Here is a 13,177-nt window from a genome sequence, read left to right on the forward strand (position 1 = left end):
GCACGAACCCCCGCGCGTGGCGATGAAACAGGGAAACCTTGAGATCGCGTTCGAGCGCCGAAACCTGGCGGCTGACCGCGGACTGGCTCATATGCAGCGCGTCGCCCGCATGGGTGAAACTTCCGGCGGCAGCCGCCGCGTGAAAAATCCTGAGCTTGTCCCAATCCATAAAAGCAATTCCCCCGCAGCATCTGCGCGATGCAATCCGCACGCACACGCATCAATTGCCGAGCATTGCGACTATTCGATATCTAAACTGGCCAAGCCATCGAAAAATGCATACCAGCGCCGATCCACCACAGGGGATCACGCATTGGCGAGACCTCTCCGAATACCTATTAAACGGGCACACCCTCCCGAAGGGCCCGGCCCCGCGCCTCGTTGAAGCCCCCACCACCAGCATAAGGTCCAAGAACCCATGAGGATTTTGCGCGTTGCCGCCCTCGCCGTTGCCAGTTCACTGGCGGCCTGCGGTGGCTCTGACCAGCCGACCAAGCTCTGGGAGGCAACCGGCTTACAGAATCCCGAATCGGCGCTGCCCGACACCGCGGCCGGCGTGATCTACGTCAGCAACGTCGCCGGCGGTCCAGCAGACAAGGACGGCAACGGCTTCATCTCGAAGCTCTCGCTCGATGGCAAAGTGACGGCCGAGAAATGGGTCACCGGCCTCGACGCTCCCAAGGGCCTCGCCCTGCACAACGGCAAGCTGTTCACCGCCGACGTCGACAAGCTGGTGGAGATCGACGTCGCCACCGGCACCGTCACCAAGCACGAGGCGGCGGGTGCCAAGATCCTGAACGACGTCGCAGTCGACGGCGAGGGCCAAATTTACGTCACCGACTGGCAGGGGAATGCGATCTGGCGCCTTGCCGACGGCGCGTTCGAGAAGTGGCTCGAGAGCCCCGACCTCAAGAACCCGAACGGAATAATCGTCGAGGGCAACAAGCTGATCGTCGCCGCCTGGGGGCCCATGCAGCCCGACTTCTCCTCCAAGACGCCGGGCAACCTCCTGGCGGTAAGCCTCGTCGACAAATCGATCGCCAACCTCGGCAGCGGCGCGCCGGTCGGCAATCTCGACGGCCTCGAGCCGTTCGACGCCGACAGCTACATCGTCACCGACTGGATCGCGGGCAAGGTCTTCCAGATTTCGCGCACGGGCGAGGCCAAGGTGCTGCTTTCGCTCGGCCAGGGTACCGCCGACCTCAACTTCAGCCCCGACAGCCACACGGCCATCATCCCGCTGATGGTCGAGAACAAGGTCGTCGCCTACAAGTTCTGACGCGCCTCGCTCGCCACCGAAGAGGGGCGAAAAGTATCGCGCCACCCTCGCCTCTCTTCAGGGGAGAGGCCGCGCAGCTTCGCTGCGCGGGTGAGCGGGCTCACTTGCGCCGCCCTTACGTGCTCATAGCGGATTACTCCGCCGCGGCAGCCGAGGAGCTGGCCTCGTGCGCCAGATACCGTTCGGCTTCTAGCGCCGCCATGCACCCCATGCCCGCCGCCGTGACGGCCTGCCGGTAGACGTCGTCCTTCACATCGCCGGCCGCGAACACGCCGGGGATCGAGGTCGCGGTCGAATCCGGAGCCGTCACCAGATAGCCCGAGGCTTTCATCTCGAGCTGCCCCTTGAACAGCTCGGTCGCCGGCGCATGCCCGATGGCGACGAACACGCCGTCTACCTTGCGCTCGGTCACCTTGCCCGTTTTGACATTCTTGATCCTGACACCCGAGACCGCGCGCGGTTCGCCCGTGCCGACGATCTCCTCGATCGCGCTGTCCCAGACAACCTCGATCTTCTCGTTCTTGAACAGGCGATCCTGCAGGATCTTCTCGGCGCGGAAATGATCGCGCCGATGCACGACGACAACCTTCTTCGCGAAATTGGTGAGGAAGATTGCCTCCTCAACGGCCGTGTTGCCGCCGCCGACCACCACCACCTCTTTGCCCTTGTAGAAGAAGCCGTCACAAGTGGCGCACGCCGACACGCCATAGCCTTTGAACGTCTCCTCGCTCCCGATCCCGAGCCAACGGGCCTGCGCACCCGTGGCAATGATCAGCACGTCGCAGGTGTAGCGGTCGCCGGAATCGCCCTCGAGCCGGAACGGCCTGACGCTGAGATCCACCTTGACGATGTAGTCCATGATGATCTCGGTGCCGACATGCTCGGCCTGCGCCTTCATCTGCTCCATCAGCCACGGCCCCTGGATCACGTCCGCGAAGCCCGGATAGTTCTCGACGTCGGTCGTGATCGTCAGCTGTCCGCCCGGCTGGTTGCCCTGGATGATCACCGGCTTCAGCATGGCACGGGCAGCGTAGATGGCGGCGGTGTAGCCGGCCGGCCCGGAGCCCAGGATGATGACGCGGGAGTGCTTGGCTTTGCTCATGATCGACCCTTCTGCCGCAACGACGCGTTGGCGGCCCCCAAGCCGCGAAGCACACCGATGAGGCGCGCGCGGCTGCCCTGATATAATCAAGGAAAACGCCCGGTGCGAGCCCCGCCGTCCGCAAGCTGCCGACTATCAACCGTCCATTAGATAGGATGACGCTGCGCGAATCACCGGCGGAGCGAATAAAATATTCCGGTGCCCCAAGCCATCGACCGCCAGAAGCTCTGCTCGGGGGCAGGCAGCGACGATCTCCTCCGCATTCCGGAACGTCACTTCGCGATCATCCAGCGCATGCATCACGAGCGCCGGCCGGCCGGTCTGAGCCAGCAGAGTAGCGGCCGTAAAAGTCGCCATCGGCCGATGGGCGATCCGCTCCAGGCGCCGCTCGAAGGCACGGGTAGCCGCCGCCCCGAGATGAAGCTCGTCGGCGAATTCCTGCGTAATGGTCTGGAAGCGGTTCGGCGACGAGACCAGCACATAGCGCTCGAACGGATAGGCATGCGCCAACGGCAGTCCGCCCTCTCCGACAAGCAAAGCGGCGAGCCCGCCCATCGAATGCGTCACCGCGAAACGCAAAGGACCAAGGGCCTCCGCCACTGCGAGCGAAGCGCGCGCGCAATCGATGAGGCTGGCCCGTTCCTGCGCACTTCGGCCGTGCCCCGGCTGGTCGAACGCAACCACGCGGAACCCGGCACGCCGGAGCTGCTCCGCAATCACGGCCATGAAGGACGCTTCGCTCGTCCAGCCATGCGAGATCATCACGCCGCCGCGCTGCGCTCCGGCGTCCGGTTCGAACACATAGGCCTGCACCTCCCCTTCGCTCGTAGGAACGCGCACCCAATGTGCGTTGCGGAGATGGAACCGCGCCCGCTCCGTCAGCACGGCATGGTCCGGGCTGCGCCGCGTCGAGAACTTCGGCAAGCAGAAGCGCCGGTAGGCGAGATCGCCCGCCAGGGCCGGCGGCAAATGGTCGAGGCGAACCGGCCGTGTTCTCTCTCTCCGATCGAAAAACAGTGTCATCCGGCTGTCGCCTCCTCGGGACGCCTCAAGCGAGTTTCGAACCCTCAGCCACGATCTCGAAAGGCCCGCCACCGTTCGACACCTGGGTTGCCTCTAGTAGAAAAGACACCGAGACGTCGCGCCCGCAATCCGACGAGACGGCGCACGCGAACACGATATCGCTTCACGCTTATCGAACGGTAAGTGCCGGTTTGAAGGAGCGGCCGGCCTGGCCCCGGCGCGACCTAGATCAGCCGCATTGCGCGAAAGCTTGCATGACCGTTCCGGCCCACAATGACATGATCGTGCACCGTGACGCCGAGCGGCCGGCCAGCCTCGACGATCAGGCGCGTCATGTCGATATCCGCCCGCGAGGGCGTGGGATCGCCCGACGGATGGTTGTGCACGAGCACGATGGCGGTCGAGGACAGCTCGAGCGCCCGTTTCACCACCTCCCGCACGTAGACCGGAGTATGGTCGACGGTACCCTGCCCCTGCACCTCGTCGGCGATCAGCCGGTTCTTCTTGTCGAGAAACAGGATGCGGAACTGCTCGCGATGCGCGAACCCCTGCACCGCCTTGAGATAGTCGAGCACCTGGGTCCATGACGAGAGCAGCGGCGCCGACGTAATCTCGCTGCGCATGAGCCTCAACGCCGCCGCGTGAATGAGCTTGAGCTCGGTGACCACTGCCTCGCCCACGCCCTGCACCTCTTTGAGGCGTGCGTCCGGCGCATTGACCACCTCCGCGAACGAGCCGAAGCGCGCGAGCAGACGCTTCGCGAGATCTTTCGTGTCGCGCCGGGGAATGGCGCGGAACAGCACCATCTCGAGCAGCTCGTAGTCGGGCAGCGCGTCGGCACCGCCCTTGCGGAACCGCTCGCGCAAGCGCTCGCGATGACCGGAATGGGGCGGCAGCGGCACCTCGAGGAAAGAGCCCTGGACCCCGGAGCCTCCCGAACCCTCCCTGAGCCCGTCCGCCGGCCCGTCGTCCGGATCGGTGTCCTTCGGATCACGCGGGCCGGGGTGGGGCATCGGCTTCCCCCGCGGTCAGCTCTGGCGCGACGGCCACTCGAGACCGGCTGGCGAATGCGTGAACACCTCGACGCCGGTCTCGGTCACGCCGACCGTGTGCTCGAACTGCGCCGACAGCTCGCGGTCCCGCGTCACCGCCGTCCAGCCATCCGACAGGACCTTCACCTGCGGCTTTCCGAGATTGATCATCGGCTCGATCGTGAACAGCATGCCGGGCTCCATCACCGCTCCGTCGCCCGCCTCGCCGTAGTGGAGGATGTTCGGGCGATCGTGAAACAGCCGGCCGAGCCCGTGCCCGCAGAAATCCCGCACCACGCTGCAGCGCTGATCTTCGGCGAACTTCTGGATTGCGGCGCCGATGTGACCCAGCGTATTGCCGGGCTTGACCTGCTCGACACCGAGCCGCAGCGCCTCGTACGTGACCTCGATCAGCCGTTCCGCCCGCCGGCTGATGGCACCGACCGAATACATGCGGCTCGTGTCGCCGTGCCAGCCATCGACGATCAGCGTCACGTCGATGTTGATGATATCACCCTCGCGCAGCGGCTTCGGCCCGGGAATGCCGTGGCACACCACGTGATTGACCGACGTGCAGATGGACTTGGGAAAGCCCCGGTAGTTGAGCGGCGCCGGCACCGCGCCATGATCGAGCGCGAACGCCAGCACCCGATCGTCCAGCTCTTCCGTCGTCACGCCCGGCTGCACGTAGGGCCCGATCATGTCGAGCGCACTGGCCGCGAGTTGTCCGGCCTTGCGCATGGCAGCGAAGGCCTCGGGCCCATGCCGCTTGATCTGACCCGTTTCGCGCAGCTGCGCGCGGCTGACTTCGACGTTCGACATCATGCTGGGGCCTCTCCCCGAGGGAACATCCTCGAAATGTAGTCCAATTCGCCCGCGGCGCAACGCTCCCCGAACGGACGGACATCATAGCAAAACGGCGGCCGCCCCGAAGGCATGCCGCCGTCCCGATCATCCGCGCTGGCCCGGGTTACCCGGGCCGCCGGCTTATTCCTTTGCCTCGTCCGCCGGAACCTCGGCGGCGGCAGCCTCGGCGATGAGCTTCTGCGCCTCGCCGACCCAGTCGTCGCGCTCGATCTGGCCGTTGAGCTTCAGCGCGTCATCGACGTTGGCGATGTCCTCATCGGAGAAATTTGCGATCTGCTCGAACTTGGTGCAGTTGAGCGTCTTGAGCCGCGCCGCAAGATCGGCGTCGATGCCCTTGATCCGCGTCAGATCATCGGCTTCGCCCTTGGCCTTCTTGAAGCCCTTCCACGCCGCATTGAGGCGGCGGGCGCGAACGTCGGTGCGCTCGAAGATGCGGGCAGCACGGCCACGGCGGCCACGCAAGTAATAGAGCTTCGCGCGGCGGACGCGGCCACGGCGCAGAACCTCGATTTCAGCGATGTAGGGCGAGTAGATCGGGAACACGCGCTCCACGCCCTCGCCGTAGGAAATCTTGCGGACCGTGAAGCTCTCGTTGATGCCGCCGCCCGAGCGCGCGATGACGACGCCCTCATAGGCCTGGAGGCGCACCGACTGGTTCTTGCCCTCGCCCTCGATGACCTTCACCATCACTTTGACGGTGTCGCCGGGGCCAAACTCCGGCACGGTACGGGTCTTGAGCACGGCGTTGATCTGCTCGCGCTCGAGCTCTTGAATGATGTTCATTTTCGTTCCTTTTTGCTTGTACATCAATGCAGAGGAGCGGCGCCGGAACATGCAAGTTCGCGAGCACGGCTCGTGCGGCTCCTTATGGAGCGGACCCTTAATGGGGAGTTGTTGGGGCGGCCTATAGCCGAAATGCAAGCCCCTGTCGAGGGGTAGGGCACATACGGGCCAGGAGCAAGCTTGTCACCCGCTGGGGCCCGGACCGGCGCAAATTAACACTCCACGCCATAGCACCGGTTGAGGCAGCGCATCCGCACCCCTTTCGGTCTCCCACCGATCACCATCAATCATGTGATGCAGCCTCGATACGAGGAGCGTCACGATGCAGCCTCCGCGGGCGTGCGTCAAACGGCAGTCTCGATCGATGCCAGCGAAGATTAATGCCCCGCCGTCTGGGCGGGCACGTCGGCCGGCTTTTTCATGAGGAGCGCCATCAGCGCAATACCGGCGAACAGCGCGGTGAGTACGATGAACACGTCCGCGAACGCCATTACGTTGGCCTGCCGGCGAACGAGATGCGCAAGCTGCTTCACGGCTGCGAGATCTCCGTCTGCGATCTGCGCCGAAAGCTGCTGCGTGAGCCCTGCGAGCGTATCCTCGGCGACGGACCGCCCCCACGCGACGCTCTCGTGCAAGCGCACGAGATGCAGGTCGATCCTGTTGTTGAGCACGGTGTTGATCACCGCGAGCCCAACAGCACCGCCGAGATTGCGCGTCAGATTGTAAAGTCCCGACGCATTCTTGAGTTGGTCCGGCGGCAGCGTGCCGAGCGCCAGGTTGTTGATCGGCACCATGCAGATCATCAGCGACGCGCCGCGCAGGATCTGCGGGATCAAGAGCTCGTAGAAATCCCAGTCGACGGTGATGCCGGACGCGATATAGGTGCCGAGCGCAAAGCCCATGAAGCCCGCGAGCATCATGAGGCGTGGGTCGACCACCTGCGACAGCCGTCCGGCAAGAGGCGCCGCCAAGAACATGGCGACACCCGTGACGAACATCGTCTCGCCGATCATCAGCGCATCGCAGCCGCGCACTTGAGAGAGATAGACGGGATAGAGATAGGTCAGCCCGTAGAGACCGATGCCCATGACGAAGCTGAACAGCGAGCCGAACGCGAAGTTGCGGTCCCGGAATGCCCTGAGCTCCACGATCGGCTGTGCGGCCGTGAACGCGCGCCAGAAAAAGATGAGCCCGCCGGCGATGCAGAGCGCGGCGAACGTTGCAATGGTGGAATCGTCGAGCCAATCGTAGCGCGGCCCTTCCTCGAGCACGTATTCCATCGAGCCGAGAAAAAGCGCCATGGCTCCGAGCCCGATGAAGTCGAAACGGCGGAGCAGCGAGCGGTCCGGCTTGTCGAAATCGACCAGGAAGAACACCGACACCGCCACCACGATGCCCGGCACCACGTTGACGAGAAACAGCCAGTGCCAGGAGAAGGTATTGCTGAGATAGCCGCCGACCGTCGGTCCGATGGTGGGTGCCAGCGTCGCCACCAGGCCGATCATCGGCGAAACGATGCCGCGCTTGGAGGCCGGGAACAGCGAGAACGCGACCGCAAACACCGACGGGATCATGCCGCCGCCGATGAAACCCTGCAACGCCCGGTAAAGGATCATCTCGTCGATCGTCGTCGCGGTCGCGCAGAGCAAGCTCGCGAGCGTGAAGCCGACCGCCGAGGCGACGAACAGCACCCGCGTCGAGAGCGCGCGCGCCAGGAAGCCCGACAGCGGGATCATCACCACTTCGGCGATCAGATACGATGTCTGAACCCAGGGGATCTCGTCCCCGCTGGCCGAAAGACCGGCCTGGATCTCCGACAGCGACGCCGACACGATCTGGATGTCCAGGATCGCCATGAACATGCCGAACACCATCGCCAGGAAACCGGCAAGCTCGCGCGGCGTGACGCCGATCCATTCGAGCTTCCTGGGCTCGGACGGTACCGGGCGATCAGCGGTGAATGAAGTGGACTGGGCCATGGCAGCGGCTCCGAGACCGATCCGTTACTCGGCATGCCTAGCGAGTTGCTGCGAGGCGGCCGCACCGACGTCTTTCGGCGCCGCGCGCGTGTCGATGCCGACCACGACCGAAAGGCCCGGGCGCAGGTTGCCCTTCGCCTCGGATGCCGGCACCACGATGCGCACCGGAACGCGCTGCACGATCTTGGTGAAGTTGCCGGTCGCATTCTCCGGCGGCAGCAGGGAGAACTGCGATCCGGACGCCGGCGCGATGCTTTCCACAGTGCCTTTGAGAGACGCGCCGTCGAGCGCATCGACGCTGACCTCGGCCTGATCCCCGACCTTGATGCCCGCGAGCTGCGTCTCCTTCACGTTCGCATCGACGTACACCTTGTCGAGCGGCACGACCGCCGCAAGCCGCTTGCCGGGGGTCACGTAGTCGCCCACCTGCACGCTCCTGTTGCCGATCACGCCGTTGAACGGGGCCCGGATAACGGTGAACGAAAGGTCACGCTTGGCCTTTTCGACGGCGACCTCCAGCTCCTTTGCGACCTGGAGGGCCTGCTCACGCTGCGAGTGGAGCACGGCGGTGCTCGCGTCCGCCGAGGCAATCGCAGCCTCGCCGGCTTTGGCCTGCGCACGCGCCGTATCGCGGGCGGCAATGGCGGCATCGAGCGTCGCTTTCGAGGTGAAGTCGCGGTCCGCCAGCGGTTTTGTACGCTCGTAGTCGGCTTGCGTCTTGGCGACGTTGGCAGTGTACGCATCGAGCTGCGCGCGCATCTGCGCTTCCGTCGCCTCCGCGGCCCGGATCTGCGCATCGAACGTGGTGATGGCCGCATTTTGCGTGGCAAGCTTGGCCGTCGCCTGATCGAGATCCAGACGATAGTCGCCGTCGTCGAGGCGCACGAGCACATCGCCTTCTTTGACGGACTGGTTTTCGACGATCGGCACCTCGGCCACGTTGGCCGCGACCTTGGGCGAGATGATCGCCATGTCGGCACCCACATAAGCGTCGTCGGTCGAGACGATGAAGCGTCCCACCGTCAGATAGTCGTAACCGAACCACGCACCGGCAGTCAGCACCGCCGCGCCGACCGCGCCGAGAACGAGCGTCTTGCGCGAGCGTGGCGCCGGAGTCTGGCCCCCCGCCTCGGCATCGGCCTTGGGAGCCCGTGTCTCGCGGGCGGTCGAGGGCAAATCGGGCGGCCCTTGATCGCCGCGATCTTGAGGGAGGAGCACCGGCGGAGCATGCTGGGCGGCCTGCGAGAGTGCCCCTTCGTCAGAGGGCGGCCGCTGGCGCCGGTCATCGGCAGATCTGAAGTTCGGGTCCGCTTTGAAGCGAAGGGCTTTGGTGGTTGACATGAGCGTCATCCCGAAGAAGGAACAAAACCGTACGGTTTAGTTCGGTATTGACATAGCGTACGAATGCACCGATATCAATACCAAACTGAACCGTTTGGTTCGATGTGCGACGCATTTGCGCAGGAAGGCCGATGAGCGAATTGAAATCTATGGAGAAAAAGGACACATCAGCGGATGCACCGGAGGCTCGCCGCGGCGGCCGCCCTCCGGCCGGCACCGATCCGCAGAAGCGGCATCAGATTGTCGAAGGCGCCGGCCGCGTCTTCGAGACCCTTGGCTTCGACGCCGCCAGCATGAGCGACGTCGCCCGCGAGGCCCAGGTCTCCAAAGCCACGCTCTACGTCTACTTCCAGGACAAGGAGCACCTCTTCGCGGCCGTCTGCGGCGAGCGCCGCGACCGCAACATCGCCGAGATGATCGCCATGCTCGATGTCGAGAAGCCGCTCGAGGCGATGCTGCAAACCTTCGGGGCGGAGATCACGCGCAAGATCTCGCAGCCCTATGTCGTGGCAGCGCACCGCATCGTCATCGGTGTGGCCGAGCGCATGCCGGAGATCGGCAACGAGTTCTTCGAGCAGGGACCGATGCGGGTCGTGAACGCCTTTGCCGCCTTTCTCGACCGGCACGCGGCGAGAGGAAACTTGAAGATCGAGGACACCGTCCTCGCCGCCGTGCAGTTCCTTGAGCTGTCACAGGCCACGATTTTCCGCCCACGCCTTTACGCCTTGACCAAGGAGCCCGCCTCCGAGCACGAGATCGAGAAAGTGGCCGCCTCTGCCGTTCGCGTCTTTCTGGCCGCCTACCGCGCCTGATCCGGTGTCGTCACCGCGGCCGGCGCCGCCACTGCGGCGACCGGCTTGTCCTGATCCATCACATCCGCCGTCGAAGGACTGAGCGGCGTGGCTTTGTTTTTGGGCGGCGTGAGAGGTGTCGGCTCCGGCGTCGTCATGTTGCCCCTCAGAAGTGAACGGCCTGCCGTGAACCCGCCGACGAGCTGCAGTGCCAAACGCTCCTCGTCGCGCTTGCGCACGTCTCGTGCCGTATCCTCGGCTTCCGCCGGGCTGAACCCGAGGCCCACCAGCACCGCCTGTCCGAAGGCGAGCGCCGATTCGAACGTCTCGCGGATCTGGTAGTCGACGCGGGCCTCGATGAGCCGGAGCGTGTGCCCGCGGTCGAAGGAGCGCACGAACAGCTTCGCCACCGGGAACTCCGACTTGACCAGCTGCACGATCTTGTCGGCGGACTCCGGCTTGTCGACGCAGACCAGAATGGCCTCCGCCTCGGCCGCTCCCGACGCGTGCAACACGTCGAGGCGCGTTCCGTCCCCGTAGTAGACCTTGAATCCGAAATTTCCGGCCGCACGGATCATGTCCACGTCGATCTCGATCAGCGAGACATCGACGCCGCGCGCCAGGAGCGGCTGGCTGACGAGCTGCCCGAAGCGTCCGAAGCCGATGATGAGTACTCGGTTCTCGAGCCCGTTGGCCTTCTCCACGCCGTCGAACGACACCTTCTCCGGCGGGATGTAGCGCTCGAAAAGCAGCAGGAAGAGCGGCGTCAGCGCCATCGAGAGGATGACGATCGCGCTCATGATCGCGGCAGCCCGCGAATCGAACACGCCGGCGCCAAGCGCCGCAGAATAGAGGACGAAGGCGAACTCGCCGCCCTGTGCGAACAGCGCCGCGCGCAGGAGCGACTCCCGCCAGCTCGCGCCGAACAGGAGCGCGATCGCGAAAATGCCGATCGCCTTGGTGATCATGAAGGCGAGCACACCGGCAAGGACGATCGCCCATTCCCTGGCCACGAGCGCCAGATCGAGCGACATGCCGACGCCGAGAAAGAACAATCCAAGCAGAAGCCCCTTGAACGGATCGATGTCCGCCTCGAGCTGGTTGCGGAAACTCGATTCCGATAGCAGCACGCCGGCCAGGAACGCGCCCATGGCCATCGAGAGGCCGCCCCACTGCATGAAGAAGGCCGCGCCGAGCACCACCATCAGCGACGCGGCAAGCATGATCTCGCGCCCGCCGAGCGTCGCCACCAGACCGAACATCGGATTGAGCAGCCAGCGCCCAGCCACGAACACGGCCACGATCGAGACGATGGCCACCCCGATATTGATCCACATTTGCTGGCCGGTCGTTTCCACGTGCCCGCCGCCGAGGGCCGCCAGCAGCGCCACCAGCGCCAGCAGCGGCACGATGGCGAGATCCTCGAGCAGCAGGATGGACACGGCCCGCTGGCCGGCGGGTGTCGCCGTCTCGCCGCGCTCGTCGAGCATCTTCATGATGACGGCGGTCGACGACAGCACGAAGCCCATCGCACCGATGATGGCGACCGGCCACGAGAGACCGCCCAGGAACACGCCGACGCAAGAGAGCAGCGCCCCGCACGTCAGCACCTGCACCAGACCAAGCCCGAAAATGTCCTTCCTGAGCGCCCACAGCTTTGCCGGCCGCATCTCGAGCCCGATGATGAAAAGGAACATCACCACGCCGAGCTCCGCCACGTGGATGATTTCAACGGGGTCGGTGAAAAGGCCAAATCCGAACGGCCCCATGATGAGCCCGACGGCGAGGTAGCCGAGCACCGAGCCGAGACCGAACTTCCGGAACAGGGGGACCGCCACCACGCTGGCGGTGAGCAGCGCCACCACGGGACCGAGACTGACGGTTGCTTCTGCTGCCATGGCTGGATCTCCGTAAAATGCGACGAGGCCGGAGCAACGGCAGCATCACGAGCGATGTGGTTGCATAGTCTCGATAATCCGATCGGATGGAATTATGCAAGCTTCCATACCGACCCGGCATCCCGGAGGGGCTATGGTTTGCGGTGCAGGAGATCGGGTCGCCGCTCGCGTGTGATGCGCTCGGCTTCCGCCCGGCGCCACTCGGCGATCTTCTTGTGATCGCCGGACATCAGGACCTCGGGCGTCGCCCGCCCTTCCCACTCTCGCGGCTTCGTATACTGCGGATATTCGAGCAACCCATCCTCGAAGCTCTCGTGCACCAGGCTCTCGTCCGCTCCGAGAACACCCGGGACCAACCGCACGCAGGCATCGATCAGCACCATGGCAGCAAGCTCGCCGCCCGAGAGCACGTAGTCGCCGATGGAAACCTCACGCGCGCCACGGGCCGCAATGACACGCTCGTCGACCCCCTCGAAGCGCCCGGCCAGGATGATCGCGCCCGCCCCGTCCGACAGCTCGCGCACGCGCTCCTGCGTGAGCGGCACGCCGCGCGGCGACATATAAAGAAGCGGCAGGTCGGGATCGGTCTCGCGTACACGGTCGATCGCGGCCGCGATCACATCCGGCCGCATGACCATCCCGGCTCCCCCGCCGGCAGGCGTATCGTCCACGGCGCGATGACGCCCGATCCCGAAGTCGCGGATCTGGTGCGTGGCGAGCGACCACAGTCCCGCATCGAGCGCCTGCCCGACCAGCGAGACGCCGAGCGGTCCTGGGAACATCTCGGGAAAGAGGGTGAGCACGGCCGCACGCCAAGGCGGGAGGCCCGTACCGGTCGGAAAATGCGCCATGAATTGCTCGAGCTCGGACCGTGATCACTTCATGCGCCACCGGCTCAACGCGGATCCCGCGCAGGCCCTGAGGCGTGGCCTCGGAAAAAACCCGCGGCTTCAGCGCCGAATGTAGTGCGATCACACGAGCCGATACACGCCTATTTCCGATCCGTGATGAACGGATGCCGGCGCGTGCTCAGGGTGTCTCAATGAGGATTGAGGGAGAAGACGGGACCGCTAGGCGCGGCAA

General features: G+C 65.0%; 12 protein-coding genes. 2 read left to right on the top strand and 10 right to left on the bottom strand.

The window, feature by feature from the left end; all coding sequences use genetic code 11:
- Nucleotides 1-169 (bottom strand): LysR family transcriptional regulator (locus QZV93_RS06060; RefSeq protein WP_295556967.1); only part of this gene is annotated, 169 nt, incomplete at its 3' end.
- A 249-nt stretch (nt 170-418) separates the two neighbouring features.
- On the opposite strand from QZV93_RS06060, the gene QZV93_RS06065 reads away from it, so the two are divergent.
- Nucleotides 419-1,279: a hypothetical protein gene (locus tag QZV93_RS06065; protein WP_295556829.1), complete on the top strand. Its 861-nt coding sequence runs from the start codon at nt 419-421 to the stop codon at nt 1,277-1,279.
- Between the two features lie 133 nt (nt 1,280-1,412).
- Here the strand turns inward: QZV93_RS06065 and trxB are convergent, their stop codons facing one another.
- The 7 genes from trxB to QZV93_RS06100 form a co-directional block, all read right to left on the bottom strand.
- A complete protein-coding gene (gene trxB / locus QZV93_RS06070) occupies nt 1,413-2,381 on the bottom strand; it encodes a thioredoxin-disulfide reductase (protein WP_295556831.1) in 969 nt (322 codons plus the stop codon).
- Between the two features lie 135 nt (nt 2,382-2,516).
- The gene (locus QZV93_RS06075) at nt 2,517-3,404 is read right to left on the bottom strand and encodes an alpha/beta fold hydrolase (RefSeq protein ID WP_295556833.1); all 888 of its coding nucleotides are present in this window, start codon (nt 3,402-3,404) and stop codon (nt 2,517-2,519) included.
- 224 nt (nt 3,405-3,628) lie between these two features.
- Nucleotides 3,629-4,417, bottom strand: coding sequence for a DNA repair protein RadC (gene radC / locus QZV93_RS06080; RefSeq protein WP_295556835.1), 789 nt, complete (start codon nt 4,415-4,417; stop codon nt 3,629-3,631).
- Between the two features lie 15 nt (nt 4,418-4,432).
- Nucleotides 4,433-5,257, bottom strand: coding sequence for a type I methionyl aminopeptidase (gene map, locus QZV93_RS06085; RefSeq protein WP_295556968.1), 825 nt, complete (start codon nt 5,255-5,257; stop codon nt 4,433-4,435).
- A 165-nt stretch (nt 5,258-5,422) separates the two neighbouring features.
- Nucleotides 5,423-6,085, bottom strand: a complete 663-nt coding sequence (rplS, locus tag QZV93_RS06090; RefSeq protein ID WP_295556837.1) for a 50S ribosomal protein L19 — start codon at nt 6,083-6,085, stop codon at nt 5,423-5,425.
- A gap of 377 nt (nt 6,086-6,462) precedes the next feature.
- The gene (locus QZV93_RS06095; protein WP_295556839.1) at nt 6,463-8,064 is read right to left on the bottom strand and encodes a DHA2 family efflux MFS transporter permease subunit; all 1,602 of its coding nucleotides are present in this window, start codon (nt 8,062-8,064) and stop codon (nt 6,463-6,465) included.
- 24 nt (nt 8,065-8,088) lie between these two features.
- Nucleotides 8,089-9,405 carry an HlyD family secretion protein gene (locus QZV93_RS06100; RefSeq protein WP_295556840.1) on the bottom strand — a complete coding sequence of 439 codons (1,317 nt, stop codon included), beginning with the start codon at nt 9,403-9,405 and terminating at the stop codon, nt 8,089-8,091.
- A gap of 131 nt (nt 9,406-9,536) precedes the next feature.
- On the opposite strand from QZV93_RS06100, the gene QZV93_RS06105 reads away from it, so the two are divergent.
- Entirely contained in the window at nt 9,537-10,217 is a 681-nt protein-coding gene (locus QZV93_RS06105; RefSeq protein WP_295556842.1) for a TetR/AcrR family transcriptional regulator, read from the top strand.
- On the opposite strand, the gene QZV93_RS06110 is transcribed toward QZV93_RS06105, so the two are convergent.
- Nucleotides 10,205-12,094 (bottom strand): monovalent cation:proton antiporter-2 (CPA2) family protein, encoded by a 1,890-nt coding sequence (locus tag QZV93_RS06110; protein WP_295556844.1) that lies wholly within the window; start codon nt 12,092-12,094, stop codon nt 10,205-10,207. The two genes, QZV93_RS06105 and QZV93_RS06110, sit on opposite strands and share 13 nt — an antisense overlap.
- A gap of 131 nt (nt 12,095-12,225) precedes the next feature.
- A complete protein-coding gene (gene trmD / locus QZV93_RS06115) occupies nt 12,226-12,945 on the bottom strand; it encodes a tRNA (guanosine(37)-N1)-methyltransferase TrmD (RefSeq protein WP_295556846.1) in 720 nt (239 codons plus the stop codon).
- Between the last annotated feature and the right edge of the window lie 232 nt (nt 12,946-13,177).

The organism is uncultured Hyphomicrobium sp. (genome assembly GCF_902826555.1).
In the GTDB taxonomy this organism is placed as follows: Bacteria; Pseudomonadota; Alphaproteobacteria; order Rhizobiales; family Hyphomicrobiaceae; genus Hyphomicrobium_C.